The organism is Lysinibacillus sp. COL-1 (assembly GCF_059814265.1).
Genome location: NZ_JCAWSJ010000004.1, coordinates 1,200,527 through 1,226,249 on the forward strand (window position 1 = coordinate 1,200,527; position 25,723 = coordinate 1,226,249).

Annotated in this window: 20 protein-coding genes; 13 read left to right on the forward strand and 7 right to left on the reverse strand. The window is 36.1% G+C overall.

Annotated features, from left to right (window positions below):
* Positions 1-472 precede the first annotated feature (472 nt).
* The gene (locus tag AC6BKE_RS14145) at positions 473-2,959 is read left to right on the forward strand and encodes an S-layer homology domain-containing protein (RefSeq protein ID WP_036127095.1); all 2,487 of its coding nucleotides are present in this window, start codon (positions 473-475) and stop codon (positions 2,957-2,959) included.
* A 75-nt stretch (positions 2,960-3,034) separates the two neighbouring features.
* On the opposite strand, the gene AC6BKE_RS14150 is transcribed toward AC6BKE_RS14145, so the two are convergent.
* Both AC6BKE_RS14150 and AC6BKE_RS14155 read right to left on the reverse strand, forming a co-directional pair.
* On the reverse strand, positions 3,035-4,162 hold the full coding sequence (locus tag AC6BKE_RS14150) for an acyltransferase (protein WP_058843351.1): 1,128 nt from the start codon (positions 4,160-4,162) through the stop codon (positions 3,035-3,037).
* 310 nt (positions 4,163-4,472) lie between these two features.
* Entirely contained in the window at positions 4,473-5,465 is a 993-nt protein-coding gene (locus tag AC6BKE_RS14155) for an NADPH:quinone oxidoreductase family protein (RefSeq protein WP_499857007.1), read from the reverse strand.
* 332 nt (positions 5,466-5,797) lie between these two features.
* Here AC6BKE_RS14155 and AC6BKE_RS14160 point away from each other — a divergent pair, with 332 nt between their 5' ends.
* The 11 genes from AC6BKE_RS14160 (at position 5,798) to AC6BKE_RS14210 (ending at position 17,537) form a co-directional block, all read left to right on the forward strand.
* Positions 5,798-6,385: a TetR/AcrR family transcriptional regulator gene (locus tag AC6BKE_RS14160; RefSeq protein ID WP_036127086.1), complete on the forward strand. Its 588-nt coding sequence runs from the start codon at positions 5,798-5,800 to the stop codon at positions 6,383-6,385.
* Between the two features lie 371 nt (positions 6,386-6,756).
* Positions 6,757-7,662, forward strand: coding sequence for an arginase (gene rocF, locus AC6BKE_RS14165; protein ID WP_058843353.1), 906 nt, complete (start codon positions 6,757-6,759; stop codon positions 7,660-7,662).
* A gap of 275 nt (positions 7,663-7,937) precedes the next feature.
* Positions 7,938-9,365 carry an amino acid permease gene (locus AC6BKE_RS14170; RefSeq protein WP_058843354.1) on the forward strand — a complete coding sequence of 476 codons (1,428 nt, stop codon included), beginning with the start codon at positions 7,938-7,940 and terminating at the stop codon, positions 9,363-9,365.
* A 200-nt stretch (positions 9,366-9,565) separates the two neighbouring features.
* On the forward strand, positions 9,566-10,339 hold the full coding sequence (locus AC6BKE_RS14175) for a DUF817 domain-containing protein (protein WP_058843355.1): 774 nt from the start codon (positions 9,566-9,568) through the stop codon (positions 10,337-10,339).
* 130 nt (positions 10,340-10,469) lie between these two features.
* Entirely contained in the window at positions 10,470-11,048 is a 579-nt protein-coding gene (locus AC6BKE_RS14180; RefSeq protein WP_058843356.1) for a pyridoxamine 5'-phosphate oxidase family protein, read from the forward strand.
* Positions 11,049-11,240: 192 nt separating this feature from the next.
* A complete protein-coding gene (vanR, locus tag AC6BKE_RS14185) occupies positions 11,241-11,933 on the forward strand; it encodes a VanR-ABDEGLN family response regulator transcription factor (protein ID WP_197412989.1) in 693 nt (230 codons plus the stop codon).
* A 22-nt stretch (positions 11,934-11,955) separates the two neighbouring features.
* Positions 11,956-13,050: a sensor histidine kinase gene (locus tag AC6BKE_RS14190; protein WP_197412990.1), complete on the forward strand. Its 1,095-nt coding sequence runs from the start codon at positions 11,956-11,958 to the stop codon at positions 13,048-13,050.
* Between the two features lie 88 nt (positions 13,051-13,138).
* Entirely contained in the window at positions 13,139-14,056 is a 918-nt protein-coding gene (locus AC6BKE_RS14195; RefSeq protein WP_058843359.1) for a D-alanyl-D-alanine carboxypeptidase family protein, read from the forward strand.
* A gap of 89 nt (positions 14,057-14,145) precedes the next feature.
* Positions 14,146-14,541, forward strand: coding sequence for a VOC family protein (locus AC6BKE_RS14200; protein ID WP_036127069.1), 396 nt, complete (start codon positions 14,146-14,148; stop codon positions 14,539-14,541).
* Between the two features lie 364 nt (positions 14,542-14,905).
* Positions 14,906-16,039 carry a CamS family sex pheromone protein gene (locus tag AC6BKE_RS14205; protein ID WP_342535437.1) on the forward strand — a complete coding sequence of 378 codons (1,134 nt, stop codon included), beginning with the start codon at positions 14,906-14,908 and terminating at the stop codon, positions 16,037-16,039.
* A gap of 211 nt (positions 16,040-16,250) precedes the next feature.
* On the forward strand, positions 16,251-17,537 hold the full coding sequence (locus AC6BKE_RS14210; protein ID WP_369802718.1) for an NtaA/DmoA family FMN-dependent monooxygenase: 1,287 nt from the start codon (positions 16,251-16,253) through the stop codon (positions 17,535-17,537).
* 427 nt (positions 17,538-17,964) lie between these two features.
* On the opposite strand, the gene AC6BKE_RS14215 is transcribed toward AC6BKE_RS14210, so the two are convergent.
* The 3 genes from AC6BKE_RS14215 to AC6BKE_RS14225 all read right to left on the reverse strand — a co-directional run bounded on the left by AC6BKE_RS14215 (position 17,965) and on the right by AC6BKE_RS14225 (position 21,221).
* Positions 17,965-18,891 (reverse strand): TIGR03943 family putative permease subunit, encoded by a 927-nt coding sequence (locus AC6BKE_RS14215; protein WP_499857012.1) that lies wholly within the window; start codon positions 18,889-18,891, stop codon positions 17,965-17,967.
* A gap of 11 nt (positions 18,892-18,902) precedes the next feature.
* On the reverse strand, positions 18,903-19,901 hold the full coding sequence (locus AC6BKE_RS14220) for a permease (RefSeq protein ID WP_101966345.1): 999 nt from the start codon (positions 19,899-19,901) through the stop codon (positions 18,903-18,905).
* Positions 19,902-20,021: 120 nt separating this feature from the next.
* Complete coding sequence (locus tag AC6BKE_RS14225; RefSeq protein ID WP_180957766.1) at positions 20,022-21,221, reverse strand: helix-turn-helix domain-containing protein; 1,200 nt, start codon at positions 21,219-21,221, stop codon at positions 20,022-20,024.
* Positions 21,222-21,386: 165 nt separating this feature from the next.
* On the opposite strand from AC6BKE_RS14225, the gene AC6BKE_RS14230 reads away from it, so the two are divergent.
* Positions 21,387-22,145 (forward strand): SDR family NAD(P)-dependent oxidoreductase, encoded by a 759-nt coding sequence (locus tag AC6BKE_RS14230; RefSeq protein ID WP_036127043.1) that lies wholly within the window; start codon positions 21,387-21,389, stop codon positions 22,143-22,145.
* Positions 22,146-22,742: 597 nt separating this feature from the next.
* On the opposite strand, the gene AC6BKE_RS14235 is transcribed toward AC6BKE_RS14230, so the two are convergent.
* Together AC6BKE_RS14235 and AC6BKE_RS14240 are read right to left on the reverse strand one after the other, a co-directional pair.
* The gene (locus tag AC6BKE_RS14235; RefSeq protein ID WP_036117349.1) at positions 22,743-24,404 is read right to left on the reverse strand and encodes a methyl-accepting chemotaxis protein; all 1,662 of its coding nucleotides are present in this window, start codon (positions 24,402-24,404) and stop codon (positions 22,743-22,745) included.
* On the reverse strand, positions 24,401-25,387 hold the full coding sequence (locus tag AC6BKE_RS14240; RefSeq protein WP_058843790.1) for a BMP family lipoprotein: 987 nt from the start codon (positions 25,385-25,387) through the stop codon (positions 24,401-24,403). Before AC6BKE_RS14240 ends, AC6BKE_RS14235 begins: the two co-directional genes overlap by 4 nt.
* Between the last annotated feature and the right edge of the window lie 336 nt (positions 25,388-25,723).

The window sequence follows — 25,723 nt, forward strand, 5'->3', positions numbered from 1 at the left end:
TTTAGACAAAATAATTTTAGCAATCAACTAATTATTAACCTAGAATTTAACACTGATAGAGCTTTAATTTTGTTCAGCTATTATATTAAGAAAGTAATAAAACAAATGTAAATGAAAAAGAACTGATTACATATAATCCCTTTAAGTAGGTGAACTTTATGCCTATTCTATCTATTTTTCTATATTATAGAAATTTTCTATGAAAAGATTACCTATATAACCAATCTAGTAGTAAAATTACCTTATTTTTAGCGTTTATTTATTGGTAATCTAGTTATATTATTGTCTTGTAAAGCAAATTACAGTTTGATTGGGATATTTAATCTTGGTAAATTTAGAAGTTTGCTTTCCCTATAATTGGTTGTAATTATTATTTGCGAGAACAATTTATACATATTTTAACAATTGAATAGCGCGATAATATTGTTCTCACAGAATAATATAATTTATTAGAATTCTGGAGGAATATACTATGAAGAAACAAAACAAAGGTCGTAAATTTTTCGCAACTACTGCAACAGCAGCACTTGTAGCATCAGCAATCGTACCAGTAGCATCGGCTGCCGAATTTAATGATGCAGATAGCATTTCATCTTGGGCAAAAGAAGCTGTACAATTTTTAACTGACAAAGGCTACATCCAAGGTGATGAAAAAGGGAACTTCAACCCAGCTGGTACGCTTACTCGTGCAGAAGCTGCTGAAATTTTATCAAAAGCTTTAGATTTAAAAGCTACAGGAACAGAAGATTTTTCAGATGTTGATGAAAATGACTGGTTCTATAATGCAGTACTTGCAACTTCACCAGAATTATTTGATGGTATGGGTAATGGCAGATTTGAACCTAAAGCTCAATTAACAAGAGAACAAGCTGCGAAAGTTATCGTACAAGGCTACCAATTAACAGGTAAAGCAGACCTTAGCCAATTCGCAGATGCTTCGAAAGCTTCTAAATGGGCTGTATCTTACTTAGAAACGGCTGTTGACAACGGCGTAATCAATGGTAAAGGTTCATTATTAGCACCACAAGATAAAATCAGCCGTGAAGAATTCGCTACTATGGTAAAACGTACAATTGATGCAACTGTGAAAGAGGTAACACCAGCTGTAGCATCTGTAAAAGGGTTAAATGCAAAAGAGCTTGAAGTAAAATTCAACACAGCTGTTGATGCAAAAGATGCGGCAATCACAACGAAGTATGCTATTGAAGGCGTAGCTATCACAAGTGCAGTAGTGGCTGAAGACGGCATGTCTGTTACTTTAACGACTGATAAGGAGTTAAAATTAACTAACGGAAAAGTGACTGTAAAACCAGTCAAAACAAAAGCAGATGCTAAAGTTTTAACTGAAGAATTTAACAATTTATTAACTTTTGCAGATACAACACCTGTTAGTGTGAATACTGTAGAAGCAAAAGGTACTACAGCAGTGATCACTTTCGATGAGCTTGTACAAAATGAAGGAACAGTAAGCTTAAATGGTACTGAACTGTCAAAAGATCGCTATACTTTATCTGGTAAAAAATTAACAATTACTGGATTGACAGCTGAGCAAACTTATAAAGTAGATATTGTTGGTGCCACTGATTTCGCGAATAATATCGCGAATCCTATCGCTGTGAACTTCACAGTTGCTAAAGCAGATGTAGATAATTCAAAACCAACTGTTTCAACAGCTGTAAACGGTACAGAAATTACGTTTGATTTCTCAGAAGAATTAATGAAACAAAAATTTGTTGTAGATGCTGATGCTTCAGTTGAAGGGTATGCGAAAGTAACTGTAGGATCAACTGTTTTCTACTTAAAAGATGCTGATTTGAAAGATGTAGCTGATAAAACTGTATTCACGATTGATGCGAAAGCAGTGTTAGGTTCATCAACATTTATTAATACAAATATTAAAGTAGAAGGACAAAAAGATGTAGCTGGAAATGCTGGAGACGCATTTGAGTTCAATGCTATTCTAACTAAAGATACAACGCCTGCTACACTTGTCTCTGCTTCTACAAAAATGTTAGTAGCTGATGATGTGAAGGTAACTACAGATGTAGATGCTTTATACCTTACTTTTAGTGAGCCTGTCAAAGTAGATGGTATTTTAACAATTAAAACTCAGAACGGTATTGCTTACACTGCTGGAAAAGAAATAGCGGTAAAAGACGTTAAAGGTACTGGTTACGATGTAGATGGTAATGGCAAAATTGAGGGTGCAGAGAAAAACACAGTTAAAGTTGACATTGATTTAGATAGCAATTCAACATACACATTTGAATTATCTGCTGGAGCAGTGAAAGATTTATCTAAAAACGTGACTGCAGAGACGATTACATTTAATGTTACAACTGGAACGTTCGAAGCTACACCTGAAACACCTACAGATTCATTAGTATTTGGAGCTACACCAGTTGTTGTAACAAATAACAATGTATTCACTGTTGAATATGCTACAGATGTGACTGCTACAGCAACAAATGCTGCTAACTACACACTTGGCGGAAAAGAGCTACCTGCTGGAACTCAACTTCAATTTGTAGATGGTACTAAAAAAGTACGATTCACTTTACCTGAAGGTTCTATTACTGCTAATGGTAATTATGTACTTGAAGCTAAAAATGTAGTTGATACAAAAGGAAATACACTTAAAAATGGGAAAGCTACAACTCAAGTAACACTGAAAGAAAATATTGTCCCTGTAGCTTCTCAAGTAACAGTAGTAGATAATAAAACATTTATCGTAGACTTCTCTGAAAGTATTGTAAATGAAGCTACACCAACAGGTTTAACAGTGAAAATTGCTGGCTCTACTGTGAAAATTACTGCTGCTGTTGTAGAAAACGGTAAACTTAAAGTGACAACTAAAGATCAATATGCTTTAACAGATAGCATTGTAGTAGAATTCAAATCAACTAACTTAGCTGATGTGAATAACAATAAAGTAAAAGACGGTTCTATTTCAAAATAATTCAACCTGTCAATTATAAGAAGCCCTGTAGAGATATCTCTACAGGGTTTTTAGTTTTATGATAATCTATGAATTTTATTTATAAGGGAACTTTTGCGGAATAGGCCCAAAAGCAATCCAATGGTATTTGAAAAATCTGCCCATTAACAGCACAATCATCCATGTAATAAATAGAGCAAAGATAAAGCCGCCAGCACTCCATAGGTGATAGAGGACACTATTGCCGCCAGTACTAATTTGTCTGTAAAGGAAAAGGAAAAATGGATGCAATAGATAGACGCCAAATGATACTACTCCTAAGTTTATGAAACCGTTGACCCATGCATGGTTCCATTTATTATAGATCCAATAAGAAAGCTGTAATAAGACGATACAGGCTGTTAAAGATTGGAGCTGAAAAACTAGTTCAAATATGGTGCTGTTCACTAAATAGGTTTGTGACGAAAAAACATAGTAATATAAATAAACATTATAGATAGTAGATAATAGCCCTACACACCATATAAAAAGGAGGGGGATAGGAAAATTTCCTTTTTTTAATTGAAGCCATCCTTTATATTTTTCAAAATAAATACCTAAAAATGCACCAGCTAAAAAATAGCAAATATAAGAGAAAGAAATACTCCCTCTATAGGGATACTGCCAAAACTCTGCATTTAATAGAATAAAGGCCCATTGAAGAACGAAGCCAATCCAAATTAGATGAGGAGATAGGGCTGGCTTTTTCTTTAAAACATATAAGAATAAAGGGAATATAAGATAGAACTGTACAATAATAAAAATATAATATAAATGAGTGTACGCTTTTCCTATTAATAGTTTTTCGAGAAATTCAACACTAAATAAAGCATGCCATGTGGATACTAAATCATGTGTCACATAAAATTGCATGGCTGTATAATAAAAAATTGAAAAAAAGAGATAAGGGACGAGTATTTGTGTCACTCTTTTTTTATAAAAACGAATGATAAGCTCTTTCGTGAGTTCTTTTTGTATATAGTTGTAAAATAAAACGAATCCGCTTAAGAAAATAAAAACAGGAACAGCGAATTTGGGAAAAATATTGAGAAATACATATAGTGGATAAAATTTTGACTCATTAGATAATGCTGTAACAGGTGTACTAGTAGAATGGATGAGGAGTACAGCAAGAATGGCTAATGCACGCGTAATATTTAATTCATTGATATGTGCTCGCTTCATATGATCATCTCCAAAAGTTGATTATGGTTTTCAGTTCCCAAAATGCTGCCTACATACTCTATGGGTATGCTCGTTAATGATAAATTAGACAAACATTATCGTCTGAATTTGTCTAAAGTGAGCAAGTGGGTCGTTCATGAATTACTATAAATGGCCATTATGTCAGGGAGATGTCAGCCATAAAAAAAGCTACCACGCTTTATATGCGTAGTAGCCTTTGTATCATTGATGAAGACTATCAATATTTTCTGGGAAATAAAAAGGGAAATGAGATAGTGTATCAAACCTTTTAAAATTTAAGTCGAATAGCTTATAAAGTAACAAGAATTCTTCCTCTTGCTTGACCTTTTAGTAAAAGAGGTAAAACATTTGGAAGTTGCGGTAGTGTGACCTCTTGCTGAATGAAATTGTCAAGGTTTGCTGGTTTAAAATCTGTCGCAAGGCGCTGCCAGATGTTTAAGCGAATATCCATTGGACAATAAACAGAATCAATTCCAAGTAAATTTACCCCTCTTAAAATGAAGGGGAAGACACTTGTAGGAAGCTGTGTGCCTGCAGTTAAACCACTAATCGCAACAGCACCTCCGTATTGAATTTGACTTAATAAAGAGGCGAGTGGCTCTCCGCCAACAGAATCAACAGCAGCCGCCCATTTTTGTTTACCTAATGCTCTAATCTTCCCATCATAAACTTCTTCCCGAGTAATGATTGAAGTAGCCCCAAGATTATTTAAAAAGTCCTGTTCAGCTTTTTTTCCTGTGCTTGCTTCTACTTGATAACCAAGTGTTGAAAGAATAGAGACCGCAAAACTACCGACACCACCTGTTGCGCCAGTAACAAGAATTTTTCCTTTTTCAGGGTTAATGCCATTGTCCTCTAATTTTTTGATAGACAATGCAGCCGTAAATCCTGCAGTACCAATTACCATTGCTTCCTTGAGCGAAAGCCCTTTTGGAAGAGGCACAATCCATTTAGCAGGGATACGAGCATATTCACTAAAACCACCAAAATGGGAGACCCCTATTTCATAGCTAGTCGCAATGACCTCATCACCTTCGTTAAAGCGAGGGTCTTCAGAGGAAACAACGACTCCAGCTAAATCAATACCAGGAACAAAAGGATAGGAAGTAACGATTTTACCATCAGGAATAGAAGCAAGACTATCTTTATAATTAATGCTTGAATAATGAATCTTAATTAATACCTCACCTTGTGGTAGGTCTGCTAATGTCAATTCGTTTACTTTAACTGTAAATTCTTCCTCTTGATTGACAACTAACGCTTTAAAACTTCCTATTGTCATAGTAAACATCCCCTTATCATTTAATTCCAATAAACAGTAACAAAATTATTCTGACCGGTCAATATAAAATTGGAGTTTACCTATTCTTCCTGTATAATAGCTTTAACTTGATTCAGTATATGTTTTTGTATTGTTATGTACAGAAATCCCTCTCATTTATAATGGGAGATAGCCGTTGAATCCTCATAAAGCCGCCAGCGGATGTCACAGTTTTTAGAAATGAGCTTTCGAGCAAAATCAAAAAAATCTGGATGCATTGTTTCTTCGCGTACAAGCGAAGCGTCAGCGGCAATTACACTAAGGCGTAATTGATTAAATCACCGGAGGCATCTATGAAAAAGAAAGAGGAAGAACGTAAAAAACAAATTATGAAAGCAGCCTTTAATGCTGTTTCAAAGTTAGGTTATGATAAAGTTACACTACAAGACATAGCCGATCATGCCAATGTTTCAAAAGGGGTAGTTCACTACTACTTTACAAGTAAACAAAATATATTATTGGCATTACTGGAATCCACTACGAGCAAAATCTATAGTGTTGAAATACAAGAAATAGGCAAATATCAAACAGCTATAGAAAAGCTTCAAGCCTACTTAAACGCTGTTTTTGTGTCACCCCAAGATAATAAAAAGTTTTACAGAGTCTATTTAGATTTTTTAGCCAAGGCAAACGGCAATGAGGATTATAAAAGAATCAACTTAAAATTTTATGAGAATTGCTGGGGAATTGGTCAAGAAATTATTGAATTAGGAAAAAGGGAAGGTGTGTTTAGCCCAAACATTGATTCCTTAGCCTCTGCAAAAATGATGAGAGCAATGATTGATGGTTCGTTAATACAATGGTTAACTTGTGATTTAGAAGAACAACATAAATTTTATAAAGAAACCTGTTTGAATAGTATTGTGAAATTATTAAAATAGGGATAATAAAGCCTAATTACTATTGTAGTAAGGCTTTTTTATGTAGAAAAAAAGGGGTTAATTTGAATAAATTAGAAATTATTTATCAATATATTATCTTTTTTGCTAAAATAACCGTCTGAATTTTCAAAAAACAATGGAAATAGAATATTTTTAATATTCATTTTGGTAGTTTATGTAAAATAATCGCTTAAAATAGGAAAAAATTGTTTTAATATTCACTGGAATAGCGTTTATGCAATCGTTTATACAAGTAAATATCTATGTTTTCAATAATTTAAACTGTATAAAAATTAAAAATAATGTCGAGTTGAGTCAGTATATCATTTTCTTTATACTGTGAAAGTAATTATCGGAGAGGAGAAATGATCATGAATAAAGAAGTGACAATTATTGGGGTACCCATGGATTTAGGCCAAACTAGAAGAGGGGTAGACATGGGACCAAGTGCTATTAGATATGCAGGGGTAACGGAACGACTTGAGGACCTTGGTTATTCCATACATGACGAAGGGGATTTAACCATTGACATCGAACAGGAAGATAAAGAAATAGAAGGAAAGACAAACTTAAAAAATTTAAAAACGGTCACAGAAAGTAATGAAAAACTAAGCCAGAAAGTAGATCATGAAATTTCCTTAAAACGTTTTCCTTTAGTTTTAGGTGGAGATCATAGTATTGCGATTGGCACATTAGCAGGTGTCTCAAAGCATTATGAGAATTTAGGTGTCATTTGGTATGATGCACACGGTGATCTAAACACAGGTGAGACATCTCCTTCAGGAAATATTCACGGTATGTCTTTAGCTGTAAGTTTAGGTCTTGGCCATCCTGCACTAACGAATATCGGAGGCTATGCGCCCAAAGTTAAGCCTGAAAATGTTGTGATTATTGGTGCTCGTGATTTAGATCCAGGTGAAAAAAAGCTTATTAAAGAAATTGGTATTAAAGTGTATACGATGCATGAAATCGATCGTTTAGGGATGACAACTGTAATGTCACAAACAATTGATTATTTAAAGGAGCGTACCGACGGTGTTCATTTATCTTTGGATTTAGATGGACTTGATCCAAACGATGCGCCAGGTGTAGGAACCCCAGTTGCAGGTGGTATTAGTTACCGTGAGAGCCATTTAGCGATGGAAATGCTATCAGAAGCAAATATCATTACTTCTGCAGAGTTTGTTGAGACAAACCCAGTATTAGATCAATATAATAAAACGGCAATTGCTGCTGTAGCTTTAATCAGCTCTCTATTCGGTGATACATTACTGTAAACAAAGGATAGTGACATCATTTCTCTCGTAAAGGAAGAACTTTTCTTAGACTATAAGGTCGCCACAACCAAATATAAGAAAGTAGCTCTCCCTAAATAAAGTTTACTATAGAAAAAGCAAATGCTCTAGCATATCAATAGCCTTTATTTTGTCAGAAAATTGACAGTTTATAAAATATATTAACTTGAACATCTAGTATTTAAATTTCAAATAGTTATCTGTCGTGCACGAAAAAAAGAAAGTGCTTACAAGATAATTAGTGTAAGGAGTTTTTTATGGCAGCAGAACAATATGAATTGAAAAGAAGTATGAAAGCTAGACACTTATTTATGATTTCTCTCGGAGGATGTATTGGAACTGGTTTTTTTCTTGGCTCAGGGTACACCATTAATCAAGCGGGGCCAACCGGTGCCATTCTAGCTTATTTAGTAGGCGGAGCAGTAATGTATTTAACAATGCTATGCTTGGGTGAATTATCTGTTGCTATGCCAGTATCTGGTTCATTCCAAACATATACGACGAAGTTTATCGGTCCTGCCACTGGTTTTGCTGTTGGCTGGCTGTACTGGCTAGGCTGGGCAGTAACTGTTGCACTCGAATTTTTAGGTGCTGGACAACTTATGCAAAGGTGGTTTCCTGATTCTCCAGTATGGATGTGGTGCCTAATATTTGCTGCACTGCTCTTTGTCTTGAATGGTTTATCTGCAAAAGCCTTTGGCGAAGCAGAATTTGTCTTCTCAAGCATTAAAATTTTGGCCATCCTGATGTTCCTTGCGGTTGGGGGAGCAGCTATGTTTGGGCTGATCGATATGAAAAATGGAACAGATGCCCCATTTCTTACTCATTTTTATGAGGGTGGTCTTTTTCCAAATGGTTTAACAGCACTGCTCATTACCATGATTACCGTGAATTTTTCATTTCAAGGTACAGAATTAATCGGTATTGCTGCTGGAGAGAGTGAAAATCCCGAAAAAACAATCCCTAAATCTATTAAACAAACTGTGTGGCGTACGCTGTTCTTCTTTGTGTTATCTGTCTTTGTATTGGCAGCTATGATTCCTATGGATAAAGCGGGTGTTGTTGAAAGTCCATTTGTTGTTGTATTAGATAGTATAGGGATTCCGTATGCAGCGGATATTATGAATTTTGTTATTCTAACAGCTTTATTATCGGTCGCTAACTCGGGTTTATATGCTGCAACACGTATGCTGTTTTCTCTTTCCGTTGAAAAGATGGCAAGTCCATTGTTAGGGAAGGTGAATAGAAGAGGAATTCCAATGAATGCATTATTGATTACCCTTGCTGTTGCTGGTTTGTCATTATTGTCAAGCGTATTTGCCGCTAATACCGTATTTGTGTGGCTTTTATCCCTAGCAGGTTTAGGTGCACAAATTGGGTGGATTGCAATTACTGCTTCTCAAATTGCATTTAGACGCTCCTATTTACGCCAAGGAGGAAAAGTGGAGGATTTAAAATTCAAAGCACCATTCTATCCGGTTATTCCTATTTTAGGATTATTGGCAAACTGCATCGTTATGGCAAGCTTGGCTTTTGATCCCGCTCAACGATTAGCCCTTTACTGTGGTGGAGCTTTCTTCATTGGCTGTTATATTGTTTATTATTTAAAAGTGAAAAAAGTTACAAATTTAGTAATAAAACAACAAGAAGTCCAGTTAAAATTAGATCAAAAAATGTATCTTTAAGTAATAAGAGTAGCTGTATTATGTGGCTACTCTTTTCTTTATTAATAAAGAACAACAAAGACGAAACTACCAAAGAATAGTTCCAAAATAAAACGAAAAAATTTATCGTTTTTCGATAAAAAAATATTGAAATAGGATAATTTATCGTTTATTCTTCATACAAGAATAAATTTAGTTTTGAGCTAATCTGAGGTGGATTCATGTTAAAAAATTTTGTTAAAGATTTAGGAATCTTTACGTATCAACAATCGTTATCCTGTATTTTTCCTGTTGTAATATTTATTACACTTGCATTTTCTAGAGCTGTTCCAATACCAGGTGTAGCAAGATATGATTTCATTCTAGTCATCTGTCTATTGACGCAATACTTGATGTATAGATTTGGATTAGAAACAAAGGATGAAATAAAAGTCATCTGTCTGTTTCATATTATTGGACTTGTGCTAGAACTGTATAAAGTGAATTTTAATTCTTGGTCTTATCCTGAAGAGGCATGGTCAAAAGTAGGAGGTGTGCCATTATATAGTGGATTTATGTATGCTAGTGTGGCGAGTTATATTTGCCAAGCCTGGCGTAGATTCGATTTGAAAATCGTGAGTTGGCCAAAAAGTTATGTAGCCATTCCACTAGGAGCCATGATTTACTTCAATTTCTTCACCCATCATTTTATTTATGATTTTAGATGGCTGTTAATGGCATTACTTTTTGTGGTGTTTTATCGAACAATGGTCAAATTTAAGGTGCGAAATAAAATCTATCAAATGCCCATCGTTGCGTCTTTCTTTTTAATTGGCTTTTTCATTTGGATTGCTGAAAATATCGCTACTTTCTTTGGGGCATGGTCATATCCTAATCAAGAGGTAGCATGGTCGATTGTGCATTTTGGCAAAATAAGCTCTTGGTTTTTACTTGTAGTCATTAGCATTCTGATTGTTGCACAGCTTAAATTATTTTATCGAGATGCAGGTGAATAAATAAAGTGCATAACTAACTTTCATTTCAATATTTGAAAGTTGTACCCATCCCTTTTCATAAAACTGTCCCTTTTTTAGAGGGCAATCCTGCTGTAGACTCCTCTTTAGTAGAGGATAGGGGGATAAAAAGATGAAAACAGACATTCGAATGCTGCAAAGAGCTTGTACAGATGAAAAACAAATTCAACCATTTTTAAAAGACGCACAAACCGCTTTTCTTGGTTTAGTGGATCAACATACACCATATGTTCTGCCACTAAATTATGTCTTCAAAGATGGGAGTTTTTATTTCCACGGTGCCAATGAAGGCAGGAAAATAGACATCCTAACAGCCAACCCAAATGCATGTATTTCTATATGCGAGAATTATGGAACAATGGTAGATCCCATTCCTGCTAACACGGATACAGCTTATATGAGTGTCATCGCAAATGGTTTGGTGGAAATTGTCACAGATTTAGATGAGGCTACTGTGGCAATGCAGGCAATGCTTGATAAATATGTCCCAGGTTATTATCACGCCCCTTTGTCGAAAACACATATCGAAAAGTATCAATCATCACTCGGGAGTAAGACGCTTGTTCTGAAAGTAAGGCCAACCAATTTAACCGTAAAAGAGCATAAATTAAATGAACAAATGCACTATTATTCAGGCAGAGTGGTAACACAGGATTTGAATCGGAAATCTACTACTGTGGCGACCAATTGAACAAATTAAATATCGAATAACGATAAGGCTTGGGATTCAATATGGAAAGTAGAGTTGGAAAGAGGTTTTTTCCATCTCTACTTTTTTATTGCGCTTTAAATAACCTATTCTTATTAATAGATATAGCTATTCGTAAGTGCTATAATGCCTGTGAAAAATCATTGGAAATTGTGTAAGTAGAAGGAGAGGACAATTCATTTGAATATTTTAGTTGTTGACGATGAAAAAGAAATTGCAGATTTAATTGAGTTATATTTAAAAAATGAAAACTACCATGTATTTAAGTACTATACAGCTCAAGAGGCTCTGGCGTGTATTATGCGGGAAAATGTGGATTTAGCTGTTCTCGATATTATGATGCCAGAGATAGATGGCTTTACCATTTTACAAAAAATCCGAGAAACATTTAATTTTCCAGTGATTATGCTTACGGCAAAGGAAGAAGAGATTGATAAAATAAATGGATTTTCTTTAGGAGCAGATGATTATATAACAAAGCCATTTCGTCCATTGGAATTGGTTGCTCGTGTCAAGGCACAAATAAGAAGATTTACATTGTACAACCAAGGTTCGAAGCAAACAGAAGATATCATTGATTTCGCTGGTTTGATGATCAATCAGAACACACGGCAGGTCTTTTTAAATGAAAGACAGGTATCCCTAACCCCTACGGAATTCGCAATTCTATGGTATTTGTGTACAAATCGAGGGAAGGTCATTAGTTCAGAGCAATTATTTCAAGAAATTTGGGGGGACAAGTATTTTAACAGCAATAATACCGTAATGGTTCATATACGACATTTAAGGGAAAAAATGAAAGATTCTGCGGAAAACCCAAAATTTATTAAAACTGTTTGGGGAGTGGGGTATACCATTGAAAAATGAGTTTGGCGGATTGAAGAGGAAGATGATTTTACAAATCGTTTTTATTCTTATTATAGCAATCATAATAGGTTTTATAATCAACTTTGCATTCATTGATGGTGTTTTACAAGCTCCCTTTGCAGATGCTTTTATAGCCTTTTGCGAAAATGTCTTGCAGCTCGATTACTTTGCTGCACAAAATGCCTACAATGTGTTATTTCAACAAAATAAACCTCTTTGGCTTACTATAGGATTTATCCTATTATTGTTGATCATTTTTTATATTGCCCTCTCTCGTTTTACTCGTTATTTTCATCAAATTAGTAACAGTATCATTATGCTTGCAGATGAGTCAGAGAAGGAAATTCATCTTCCGACAGAGCTCGATTTTTTAGAGAAGAAATTAAATGATGTGAAATATAAATTAGAAAAGCGTGCGAGGGATGCACAAGAAGCAGAACAACGTAAAAATGATCTGGTTGTTTATTTAGCCCATGATATAAAAACACCCTTAACATCTATCATTGGTTACTTAAGCCTTTTAGATGAGGCAAGGGATATGCCTGTTGAGCAAAAAGAAAAATATGTAACGATTACATTAGAGAAATCCTATAGACTAGAACAATTAATCAATGAGTTTTTTGAAATCACAAGATTTAATTTACAATCCATCGTTTTAGAGAAAGACCTTATTCCTCTTAACTATATGTTAATGCAAGTAGCCGATGAGTTTTACCCATTGTTAGCACCAAAGGGTCAAAAAGCCATCGTCAATATAGATGGAGAGATGACTATCTATGCAGACAGAAATAAATTAGCAAGGGTATTTAATAATATTTTAAAAAATGCAATTGCCTATAGTGAACCCAATAGTACAATCGAAATTAGTGCACAAAATGAAAACAATCAAACGTTTATTTCATTTAAGAATACAGGGAAGACCATACCGCCTGAAAAATTAAAGATGATATTCGAAAAGTTTTACCGTTTAGATAGTGCAAGGTCTACACAAACGGGTGGTGCTGGACTTGGTTTAGCCATTTCAAATGAAATTGTGCAAGCCCATGGAGGGACAATTACAGCTACTTCTCATCACAATCAAACCGTGTTCATAGTTATGATTCCAGCCAATTCTTAAGAAACCTTAAGAATTCACTAATAGTTAATTAAAAATAAGCTCCTTTTTTTATGGTTCAATAAAAGCATAAAGAGAAGGAGTTGTTTTTATGTTCACAAGAAAAGGTATTGTAAGTATATTGTTCCTGTTCATGATCGTATTTGTTTATTTGATATTGAAAGAAACACCTGTAACATTACGTCAGGAGATGGTTGATTCACCAAAAGTAATATCGACGATGAGTAGCGATATGCTCAATATCGATTTATATAGTTCTAATGCCATTTTAGTGAATTTAGATGAAAATCAAGTACTATTAGATAAAAATAGTGAGGAAGTCATTTATCCTGCATCTTTGACGAAAATGATGACTGTTTTAGTCGCGATTGAGCAAATTCCAAGCTTACAAGATGAAATCGTTTTACCTAAAAACATCTTTAATGATTTATACGAGGAAAATGCTTCAGTGGCAGGTTTTCTTCCGAATGAGAGGTTGACGATAGAGGATTTATTGTATGGTTCCATGCTGCCATCAGGTGCAGAGGCATCCATTGGTTTAGCTGAATATGCTGCTGGTTCAGAACGGAAATTTGTAAAGCTTATGAATGATAAGGCGCAGCAACTGGGAATGAAAAATACTCATTTTATGAATACAACAGGACTGCATCATCCAGATCATTATACAACTGTGAAAGATATGTCACTACTCTTACAATATGCCTTAACAAATGATGAGTTTCGAAATGTTTATACAGCAGAAAGATATTCTATTAAGTCAACGAACCTTCATCCGGAGGGTATTACATTTACTAATCGAATGTTTCAGCATATGACATCAAGTGTATTGCCAGGAGGGAAAATCCTAGGTGGCAAGACGGGTTATACAGAGGATGCAGGATTATGTTTAGCAAGTTTAGCAACTGTTAATGGACAAGAATATGTGTTAGTGACAGTAGGAGCTGAAGGAGGTCCTCGGACGGAGCAATATAACATTACGGATGCATTTTCTGTGTATAGTCAATTGTAAAACTGGTGACTATTTTCTATATGTTTTAATTTTCAATCTTTTTGAAGATGCTATATAGTGAATATATTCACCTTGAAGGAGAGGGTACTATGGGAAGATTAGTTCATTTTGAAATCCACGTAAATGATATGGAGCGGGCAAAGCATTTTTACGGGAAAGTATTTGGCTGGTCATTTCAAGACTGGAGTGACTATGCAGGCATGCCGTACTTTGGAGCAGTGACAGGTGAGGAAGATGAACTTGGTATTAATGGTGCGTTAATGCAACGACAAGGCCCACCACCAGAAGTCAATCAAGCGTTGAATGGCTTTGCTTGTACCATGGGTGTCGAAAGTTACGATGGAACAGAAGCCAAAATTCTTGAAAATGGTGGCAAAGTAGCTATATCGAAACATGCTTTACCTGGGATGGCATGGCAAGGCTATTATATCGATACAGAAGGCAATATTTTTGGCATTCACCAACCTGATAAAAATGCAAAGTAGCATTCGCTCCATAGTTGAGGGGTAATGCTCAAAAATGGGGAAGCCGCTTCAGTTGGAGGCTGCGCTGAGAAAGTGAGGGAGTTGCTTAGAAAAGATTGGTCTCGGCTCATTGGAAGAGAGAACTCCTTATAAACATGAAGAAACCACTCCAAAGCTAGAAGACAGCACCTGATCAAAAATGAACTTTTCTCACAACCATCTACAATAGTAAAGACCTATGTTCATTTTTTCTTGAACATAGGTTTTTTTGATCTCACTATAGAATGGTGATATTTGTAAATATATGATGTTTTGTTTTGTAAAATTTGGTATGGTTAAATTATGGAAATATTAAATATCTACATATGATCAAGGAGTATTTGTGATGAAAAAGAGAAAGTGTTTATTTAGTTTAATCGCATCCATAGGGTTATTAGCATCTTGTAGTAGTGGTGAGGTTGAGCCTGATACGACGAATGAAAAAATGTATATTTCATCTATTCAAAAAAAGGAAGCCTATGAAATTCAACAGCCTGCAAAAAGTAATATTGCGCGAGGCTTAATGGTTAACAATATGAATAATGCGTTAAATATAAATGAAATAGAGAGGGGACTCATGGATTTATCTGTGAATCATTTTGCAACTGAAAAGTATTATTTGCAGGAAGGTCAATATTTGGATGAGCAAATGATTAAGCAATGGTTAGGGAGAAAAACAGAGGAAGGTATTGGCTTGAATCCAGCCATTGAAACTAGAACTGGTGATGTTTTAGAGGATGAGAAAAAGTATCCGCTAATTCTCTCTCATGTAGTAGAACATAATTTTATTCATAAGGAAAGTAACAAGCTAGAGGGAATGTCGATTGCGATATCGTTAAATGAATTTTATGATATACGTGTATCGGATGACAAAGGGTTAATTTACACAGGACAAGTGAAAGTAGATCAAAATGATGATGATAGCAATGATGTGAAAAATTACGGCAAAAAAATAGCTGGCAAGATCATTCAGGATATAAGAAACAATAAAAAGATACCGGAAGTCCCTATTTATTTAACTTTATATCAGGAATCCAACATAAATGATATTATTCCTGGCTTATTTTTAGCTGAAACCTTTATTGCAAAAGGAGAAAATACTATAGCAAAGTGGTCTGAGATTGATAAAAAGTATTACTCATTTCCATCAGAGGCATTATATAGCTTAGATCAAAATATGTATAATAAATTATTAATTTTTAAAGAAGATATTCAAGCAGGGTTTAAGCATTTAAACCCTAAAATTATAGGGAGACTTCGCTATGAAGAGGGCAAATTAACAGATATTAAAATGGAAGTACACGCGCCGCTAATCAATGATGCAGAATTAGTAGGCTTGTTACAACTGATTAGTACAAAATTAAATACGATTTTATTTGAGTATATCCCTATTACCGTTCGGATCATTGATCAGAAGAAGGATGTGGGAATTGTTCTATGGGAACCGACAGAAAAACAAATTTTCGCAAATCCTATCTAACTATCATGTAAAAAGTCGTCGCAACTCAAATGAGAGACTCATGATTTTCCATGGGGCATAGTAAACGAAAAGTAATAAATAGCAATCAAAATAACAGGTCCTTATTCATTAGGTACCTGTCTTTTTTTGTATGTAAAGGATTTGGTTGCAATATTTAAAAAGTAAGCCTATTATGAAAATGATAATCATTTTCAATTAAAGAGAGGAGAATATAACAATGAGAAGACATCTTATTATTGGCATGCATATAGCTGTACATGGTAATCATGGTAAGAAGGGTGCGTTACTTGATGAACATATTGCATTTGCACAGCGTGCTGAGGAAGCTAAATTAGATTTTTTATTTAAGGCTGATTATTTAGTAGCACATCCAGAATTAATGGCTAAAACAAAAGGAACGGTTGGCTTAGATCCTAGCTTTTTAATGGCAACGGTGGCACGAGAAACTAAGCAGATTGGTTTAGTGACTACCATCTCGACATCCTTTATACCACCATATTTGATTGCACGTCAATTGCAATCGTTGAATTGGATTAGTGAGGGACGAGTAGGCTGGAATATCGTCACTTCCATTGATGGGGCCAATAATTTCAGTAATGAACCTATGGCTTCATCAGAGGAGAGGTATGCTAAAGCCTCAGAATGTATAGAGGTCGTGAAACAGCTATGGCATAGTCATCCCTATGAAGTATTAGAAACAAATGGTGATTTAGAGAAAATAAATGAGCTTGTCAAGCCGATTGAGCATGAGGGTGAGTTTTTCCATATTAATGGCCCTTTAAATCTACCTATGCATCCAGCAGGAGATATACCATTCTTCCAAGCAGGTGCATCGGATGTAGGTCGTCAATTTGCGGCTACTGTTTCCAATGCGATTTTTGCAGCGACACCTGCTATGGAGGTGGGTGTTGAAATGCGTAATGACTTGCGTAAACGCGCGGTTGAGGTTGGTCGTTCAGCCGATGATATTCGGTTATTACCAGGGCTCTATTTCTTTATAGGCGATACATATGAGGAAGCACTCGAAATGTACCGTCAAGCACATGCACATTTAACACTTGAGCGTCGCTATAGTGCTCTAGAATCAGTGATAGGCATGGATATTCGTCATTTGGCACTGCAAGATCAGATAACGGCTGATATGCTGCCGCCAAAAGATCAAAAAGTACGTAGTAAAACACATGCCGATTTGGTGCGTCGTTATATTATCGACAATGAACCAACTGTTGAGGTATTGCTTGCACGTCCAGAAGTAATTGGCTCAGCTCACCTTGTGGCAATCGGCACGCCACAGGACATTGTCAATCAAATCATTACTTTTTATGAGGAGGGTGCATTGGATGGCTTTATTGCTGTACCAGGTGGACCTCCGAAATCTTTAGATTTATTCTTTAGTGATGTGATCCCTATGCTAGTAGAGCGGGGGCTATTCCGTGCTGAATATGAAGGGAGCACATTACGTTCCCATTTAGGTCTAGATGTACTATTACCCAATTAATAGATGAAAAAGGTGATGTCAACGGCAGAAACAGTCATTTTGAAAGGCGAGGGGTTGATTTCTGTTCCGCCAGCGTCCTTTCCAGGGGCGTCCGATAAGCCGCTGCTCCAATCCACCATGTGGTAAAAGGATAGACTCTTATTTTCAATGTGGAGAAGTGATGAGTGACAACACCAGTAGTGAATACCTTCACTTTATTTGAAAAACTTTGCTAACAAGAAATATTTTTATAGAGTGGAAGGCTACTTGACTCCCGTGGGATAGCAAGACAGGCGAGCCTCTAAACGGAGCGGCTCGGCGCTCGCCCACAGGAAAGCAAGTAGCCTGCAACGGAAATCCTTTTTCACCTTTCACAAAAATTCTATGGATCGTTTTGTTTTTCAACACTATGAAAGGGCAAAGATATAAACTTTGCCCTTTCATGTTGCTAGAAACTCATTCGAATATTTATGGGGTAAAGATATGGTGATTCAGGCTGTTCAATTGTTACCCAATCATCAATATGAATAACGGGTAGGCTTGCACCCTCATAAGTTGTTTGACCGATTGTACCGATTACCTCAATCCATGTATCCTCTTTGATAGTTGGAACCTCAGGAAATTCTGTCAAAAAGCCTACGATACTTGCATCAGCAACACAATGGGTAATAAGGAATCTGGAAACCACTAGTTGCTTTTCTGTAAAGCTATCTTCTTTCAAAACAAAGCCTTTTAACTGGATTTGCTTCCCTAAATAGTTTGCTAGATGTTGATGCATGTCCTCGTAATAAATCGTATAATCCTCATCTGTCATTTTCAGCATAGTTTGTTGAGATAGCTGTTGCTTTAATTGTTCATATTGCCTTTTTGTCATTTCCTGCTTTTCCTCCATTAGTTTAGGGTCAGGATCATGCTCGTCATAGATATTTTCATCAATCGTTTCATTTGAAGTGAGGTAATCCTCAATTTTGGATGGTTGACTTTGCTGAGTGAGAAAGAAGGCCCCACCCTTTTTATCAGCGATTGCAGCATCTAAAATTTTGGCAGGCACGAAGAAGCCCGTCAAAATCGGTGTCATAATAATAAGATAGGCTAGCCATTTTTTGCGTGTAAAGACTGAATGACCATGGTCATGATGTGAACAGCAAGCATGTCCACTGTCGTCGCAATGATGGGTCGTCTGGGTAAATGATATGACTCTTGTTAGCTGAACAAGAAACAGTATAAAAAATAAAATGGCAGCTGTTTGGCTAAGGCTTTCATATTTGGGGTTAATGAATTTTGTTAGTTCCCCGGTCCAATGCAGGCTCGCAATCATAGCTGAGAAAGCAAGTAGAATAAGGGCTCTTAGCGCTTGCTGAACGTGAAATTTCATGGTTTTCCCCCTTAGAGATACGGTGAAAGAATCCATATACTAATATAGACAATGATAGCCACTAAGGCGGCTAACCAGAAGACAAATTTGAAGCGAAATACGCTCATTAACATAATGGTATTTTTCAAGTCAATCATGGGACCAAAAACAAGAAATGCAAGAATGGATGGGGTTGAGAAAGTAGCACTAAAGGATGCCCCAATAAAGGCATCTGCCTCCGAGCAAAGTGAAAGAATAAAGGCTAAGCCCATCATGACCAAAATAGAGGAGGATACGCCATCTCCAATTTCTACGAGTGTTTTGGTAGATACATAGGTTTGGACAAAAGCAGCTAAAAATGCCCCAATAATTAAGTATTTGCCCATATCAAAAAATTCATCAATGGCATGTTTGAACATATTGAATAGTTTTGTGACAAAGGATGTTGGTTGGTTAGCTGTTGCCAATGAATGAGGTTGTAAGGAGCTTTTAAATTGTGATCCTTTAAAAAACAAGCTAATGAGTAATGCTACGACAATAGCGATAACAAAACCTAGCAGCATTCGTAAGCTGGCTATTTTCAAATCATTTCCAAATGCCATATAGGTAGAGAGAATAACGATTGGATTAATGAGTGGGCCAGTTAACATAAAGCCTATAGCTGCATGTATCGGTACACCTTTGGCAATCAATCTTCTCACAATAGGCACGATTCCACATTCGCAGGCTGGAAATAATGCGCCTACAAGACAGCTCATGACAACGGCCATTACCGCATTTTGAGGAATCCACCTTTGAATATGTTCCTCTGTGATAAAAATCTGAATAAAGCCCGCAATGATGATACCAATTAACACAAACGGTAATGCCTCAATTAAAATACTTAAAAAAATAGTATGCAGACTGAGTAAAGAGGAACTTAAATCACTTAATGCTGAGATATTGAATAACAGGAATGGTAGCAAGCTTCCTAATAGCATGAAGATGAACCAAAAATTCAATACATATCTTGATAGATGGAGACGTTCCACATGTACCTCCTTAAAGTGTAATGATTACGTTTTAAAATATGCAAGTGGTACTGCAAGTATGACTTTTACTATGTAAAAAGAAAGTAAAAGCTGGTCACGAACATTCTTTTACTTTCTTTATTATTGATGGACATCCTTATTTCTATATTGCTTAGGGGTGATACCTGTAAATTTCTTGAAAACTTTAATAAAATAGCTTTGATCTGTGAAATTAAGTAATGAACCAATGTCTAAAATGGGGTAGCTTGTATAGGTTAATAGCTTTTTTGCCTCTTCAATCCTTTGTTGCTGAATATATTCACTAAAGGAAATCCCTACTTCCTTTTTAAATAAGGAAGAAAGATAATTGGGGCTTAAGTGGCAAATTGCTGAAAGTTGATTGAGTGTTATTTCACTATATAGTTGATTTTCGATCGAATGGATGCAGGTTGTAATGGGTGCTGAATATTTGTTTTGCTTAGCTTGTGACACACGATGTGTAAAATCATAAATGGCTTCCTCCATTAACGAAAGAATGTCGATTAAGCTGCTTTGATCCTCAAGTTTTTGAATGTAAAAATCACTTAATGTAAAGGCTGTTTCTTCATTTAATCCACCTTCAATAGCAGCACGACAAATTAGTGCAATTCCTGTAATCATCAAATATTGTACACTTCTTAAATGATTGTGCTTTGAAAGCACTCCAAGTTGTGCTTGTCCGACAATGGAATAGTTCAAGACTTCGTTTAATTTCTCCATCCGCCCATTTTTCACATTGTCTAACAATATTTTTTCATAGTAAAGATTTGTATGCACACTATCTTTTCTTCTTGCATAGGAAAGTTCAAGCGCAGTATGTCCCTCATGACGAATAAGGGGCTTTAACGCGTGGTTGTGGTGAATCACAGCTGTTTTAGATATTTTTTTTTGGTAGATTGAATAATAAACAAATAAACTGATGGCTAAGCATTGCTGATAATGGAGAGTAGGAAACAAATCAGGCTCATGATAAATAGTTGATTTTATAGTGTCTTCTATTACTGGTGAAAGGGACGGCCCAACTACAAGCGCCCCTAAATATTGATTGTCTACTGTTAAGTTAATATAAAAATAATTGCATTCAGCTATAGAGAAAAAAATAGGATAGCTATTTGAAGCCGTATGATATGGGTATGTTTTTAGCTGTTCCTTTAGAGAAATATAGGATGGATTACTGGTATATTCTGCTGATGAATATTCAAAAACTACTTCTCCCGCTACATTAATATAAGAGACAGGGAGATGATGTATTTCAGAAATTAGTTGACTTATATATTGAAGATCGATAGTGGATATTTTCACATTTCTGCACCCCCGTTCGTAATAATACTATCAAAATGAAAGCAGTTTCAATTTTTATTGTATAGACAATGAGAAAGTACTATTTTGTGTAAAATAATACAATAAAAAAGAGAGAAGTAGCAATAAAATAGACAATGACTTCAAAATGTTAGGGAGGAATAGAAGATGGATCTTTTGAATAAAATTGCAGTTGTAACAGGTGCTGGAAGCGGTATTGGAAGAGCCAGCAGTTTGAAGCTTGCTAGCAATGGTGCAAAAGTGGTAGTCGTTGATTTCAACAAAGCAACAGGGGAAGAGACATTAAGCTTGATTAAAAAGCAAGGTGGAGAAGGTATCTTCGTTCAGGCAGATGTTTCGAGAAACGAAGATGTTCAAAAATATGTAAATGTTGCTGTTGATACTTATGGACGCATTGATATATTTTTCAATAATGCAGGAGTTATTCAAAAAATTTCTCCATTAACAGAGATTGAGGATGTAGAGTATGAACGTATTATGGCTATCAATGTGAAAGGTGTATTCCTTGGCTTAAAATATGTTTTAAAGGTAATGGAAGAACAAGGTAGCGGCTCTATTATTAATACGGCTTCAACAGCTGGAATTCGTAGTGAGCATAGTATGGCTGTTTACTCTGCAAGTAAGCATGCAGTAGTAGGTTTAACAAAAGCAGCTTCTTTAGAGTATGTAAAAAAGGGGATTCGAATCAACGGAATTTGTCCAGGAGGCGTAGAGACAGCATTAACAAACAGTGTAACAACTATGTTTGAAACAGGTGGCTATATTCCAGAAGAAATTCCAAATATGAGAATGGGACGCTATGCAAAACCAGAGGAACTGGCTGAAATGGTTGTTTTCCTAGCATCAGACAAAGCAAGCTATATGACAGGCTCAATCGTGGTAGTTGATGGCGGCTTAACTTTATAATAAAAAGAGGAAATCCAGTGAACATTATTCACTGGATTTCATGTTGTTGAAAAAAGGTAATGTCAACGGCATAATAAGCAATTTTGTAAGGCGAGGGGTTGATTTCCGTTCCACCAGCGTCCTTTCCAGGGGGCGTCCGATGAGCCACTTCACTTACTGCGTTCGTTCCAGGGTCTCCTCTGTGACGCTGGATCCACTCCAATCAACCATTCTGCAAAAGTGTCTTTTCCTGAACAAAATAGCCCATTATTTATATTATAAGAGAGGATAGCCTCTCTTACTTTCAATGTGGAGAAGTGATGTGTGACAACACCCCTCCATAAAAGAGTAGTGAATACCTTCACTTTTTTGCTAAAAAGTGAACATTTTTATTTTATGGATTGGAGTGGAAGGCTACTTGACTCCTGTAGGATAGCGAGACAGGCGTGCCCCTGCACGGTAGCAGAGGAAGCGGCTCGGCGCTCGCCCACAGGAAAGCAAGTAGCCTACAACAGAAATCCTTTTTTACCTTTCACATAAATTCTATGGGTGGTTTTGTTTTTCAACACTAAGAAATCCAGTGAACATTCATTCACTGGATTTTGTTTGGCAAAGATATTATAAGGTGAATTTTTTCAGCTCATGCATCAATGTATCTGTCATACCTTGCAGATCGTCAATTTTAGCGCTAATTTTTTGGAAGGCAAGTAACTGATCCTGTGTCGAAGCTGAAATTTCTTCTGTACCTGCTGCTGTTTCTTCTGTAATAGCTGAAATATTTTCTATCGTACTATTCACTTGCTGGCTCATTTCATTCGTTTGAACCATTTCCTTTGTAAGGCTTTGTAAATCATGATGAATGTCTGCGATATGTGTCGCAATGACAGCAAATGATTGTTCCGTTTCTACCATTGAATGGGACTGTTCATTTGAAAGCTGATATCCTCGCTCAGCCGTAGTAAGAATATGTGAGATGCCATCCTGTATATGTGTGACCATAGAAGTAATTAAATTCGTTGCATTCTCCGTTTCAGAAGAAAGCTTTTTCACTTCCTCTGCGACAATGGCAAACCCCTTACCGGCTTCTCCAGCACGGGCAGCCTCAATGGCAGCGTTTAAAGCTAATAGATTTGTTTGGCTAGCAATAGTGTGGACAGCATTGGCCGCTCCTTCAATTTCTGAAGTGAATTGCGAAAATTGCGTAACAGCCTCTTTAATATCAAGTGATGTCGTCGAAATATCTTTTGCAATGGTTGATTGTTTTTCTAATGAATATTGACCATTTTGAACAGCCTCTAATGCCTGTTTACCATTGTTAGCGGATTGCTCACTTGTTTGCATAACCCCCTTAAATTGGTCGGTCATATTATTCATAAGGATGGCCACAGATTGAATATCTTCTGACATCGTATAGCTACCTTTTGCTAATTCGTCAGTAGATGTGGCGATTTGATTACTGCTTTCATGAATATTTCTCATATGGCTTGTCACATCTTGTGTGAATACGTTAACATCCTTACCGATATGATCGATGGATTGTACAGTACTTTTCAAATTATTCATCATCTGTGAAAAGCTTTCCGATAGTTGATCAATCTCGTATCGACTGTTTGGTTGATAGGAGAGTGTAGAGGTATCTATAGTTAAATCTCCTGTAGCTGCCCCCTGTGCACACTCTACAATCTGATTAATCGGTTTGGTAATTCTTTTTGCTGCCACATAGGAATAAATAATCGTTGCCAAAATTAATAGCACACTGCCGATGATTGTAGTGGTTGTAATAAAACCAATTTTTTGCTTTGTCACTTGTATCATCTCTTGATACCATTCGTTCGTTTCTTTTTTGAGCAAATGCATATCGTTTAAAATACCTTTAATTCGGATAGATTGCTTTTTTATTTCAGAGCGGTTGTTTTCTTGAAAGCCGCTTTCTGTAGCTTTTTCTAGGTCATCAAATTTATCAGAAATTTTGTCGATAATCTGTTGATGGTCAGGTATTCTTGTGAGAGCAGCCAATGCTTCTAAATTGCTTTTTGTTTCTTGTAAAATAGCAAGTGCTTCATTTTTATTCGCTTCACTATCTAAATAGGTATAATTATTTAATGATTGGCTGGCCACAACCAAACTTTGCTCCAGCTCTTTCACTGCAAGCAAAAGTTTCGTGTCATCCTGTGCGGTTGTTTGGATATTAAATGTTTGAATGATAATAAAGCCAATCATAGCCATAGCCAGTACGATTGGGATGAGTGTATTCATAAATAATTTTTTACGTAATGTCACTGGCCATTCCCCTTTTCTGCAGTAACTTTTATCTTGCCCGAGATAATGGCTTCTTGTGCCTTTTCAATGGCAGCCTGTTGCTCTGATGTTAGTTGAATGACACGAATATCAGCTAGTCCCACACCTTGATCTGCTAGCCCTAATGCAAACGATTTTTGGGTAATTTTTCCGTCCTCTACTAATGTTTTAGCAAGTTGATAGACAGCAAGATCCACATTTTTTAGCATGGATGTGACAACCGTCTTTTCGGCAACAAAAAATTGATCGATATCAACACCCGCTGCATAAATCCCCATTTCCTCGGCCTTTTTAATGGCGCCGAAACCAGTAAAGCCAGCTGCATGATAAATAAAATCAACGTTATTTTTTATATATTGATCTGCTATTGCTGCACCAGCCTGCGTGTCATCAAAGGTACCCGCATATTCGCTCATAATGTCAATAGTTGGTTGTACATAACGAGCTCCTTCGATAAAGCCATTTTCAAAGTGATGAATAACAGGGGCATCTGCACCACCAATAAAGCCAATTTTCCCTGTCTTGCTTGTCATAGCAGCAACCATACCAACTAAAAAACTGCCTTCTTGTTCTTTAAAGGTAATCGAAATAATGTTGTCAACATCAGATTGCCCATCAATCAATATGAATTGTTGGTCGGGATATTGTTTCGCAGTTTTCTCTAGTGCTTCCTGTACAGAGAAACCAAGACCAATGATGATATCATATTTTTCTGCTACAAGCTCGTTCAGCTTGTCCTCATAATCACCATCAGGAGCCTCTTTGTAATCAAACAAAATGCCAAGCTCATCTCGAGCCTTTTCGAGCCCTTTAAAAGCTGAATCATTAAATGATTCATCGCCTAGTCCCGCGTCTGATAGTAAAACGCCTATCTTATATCCTTCAGTTGATGTCTCTGTCTGTGCGGATGAACAGCCTGTTAGCAATAGACCCATCAAAAGAAAAGTAATCATCAATTTCTTCAAAATGTTTGTACCTCCTGTTGTTTATAGCCTATATATCGGCAAAATGTGAATTTTTTTAGTCTGATGTCAGACTACAATGAAAATAAATTTTTATGTAGAGCATAAGAATAAATAGTCATTTCTATATACATAATAAGTTAATATTATAAACCTAGATGACTAATTAAGTAATATATTTATGAAGATTTCTACAGCAAGCTCTGTATGCCTAATCAATAATAAAGCCTAACGCAGATAGCGTTAGGCTTTCATGTTGTTGAAAAAAGGTAATGTCAACGGCATAATAAGCAATTTTGCAAGGCGAGGGGTTGATTTCCGTTCCGCCAGCGTCCTTTC

Coding starts and splice junctions, on each gene's coding strand:
- AC6BKE_RS14145 (WP_036127095.1), top strand. CDS start 473: ATGAAGAAACAAAACAAAGGTCGTAAATTTTTCGCAACTACTGCAACA.
- AC6BKE_RS14150 (WP_058843351.1), bottom strand. CDS start 4,162: ATGAAGCGAGCACATATCAATGAATTAAATATTACGCGTGCATTAGCC.
- AC6BKE_RS14155 (WP_499857007.1), bottom strand. CDS start 5,465: ATGACAATAGGAAGTTTTAAAGCGTTAGTTGTCAATCAAGAGGAAGAA.
- AC6BKE_RS14160 (WP_036127086.1), top strand. CDS start 5,798: ATGAAAAAGAAAGAGGAAGAACGTAAAAAACAAATTATGAAAGCAGCC.
- rocF (WP_058843353.1), top strand. CDS start 6,757: ATGAATAAAGAAGTGACAATTATTGGGGTACCCATGGATTTAGGCCAA.
- AC6BKE_RS14170 (WP_058843354.1), top strand. CDS start 7,938: ATGGCAGCAGAACAATATGAATTGAAAAGAAGTATGAAAGCTAGACAC.
- AC6BKE_RS14175 (WP_058843355.1), top strand. CDS start 9,566: ATGTTAAAAAATTTTGTTAAAGATTTAGGAATCTTTACGTATCAACAA.
- AC6BKE_RS14180 (WP_058843356.1), top strand. CDS start 10,470: ATGAAAACAGACATTCGAATGCTGCAAAGAGCTTGTACAGATGAAAAA.
- AC6BKE_RS14190 (WP_197412990.1), top strand. CDS start 11,956: ATGATTTTACAAATCGTTTTTATTCTTATTATAGCAATCATAATAGGT.
- AC6BKE_RS14195 (WP_058843359.1), top strand. CDS start 13,139: ATGTTCACAAGAAAAGGTATTGTAAGTATATTGTTCCTGTTCATGATC.
- AC6BKE_RS14200 (WP_036127069.1), top strand. CDS start 14,146: ATGGGAAGATTAGTTCATTTTGAAATCCACGTAAATGATATGGAGCGG.
- AC6BKE_RS14205 (WP_342535437.1), top strand. CDS start 14,906: ATGAAAAAGAGAAAGTGTTTATTTAGTTTAATCGCATCCATAGGGTTA.
- AC6BKE_RS14215 (WP_499857012.1), bottom strand. CDS start 18,891: ATGAAATTTCACGTTCAGCAAGCGCTAAGAGCCCTTATTCTACTTGCT.
- AC6BKE_RS14230 (WP_036127043.1), top strand. CDS start 21,387: ATGGATCTTTTGAATAAAATTGCAGTTGTAACAGGTGCTGGAAGCGGT.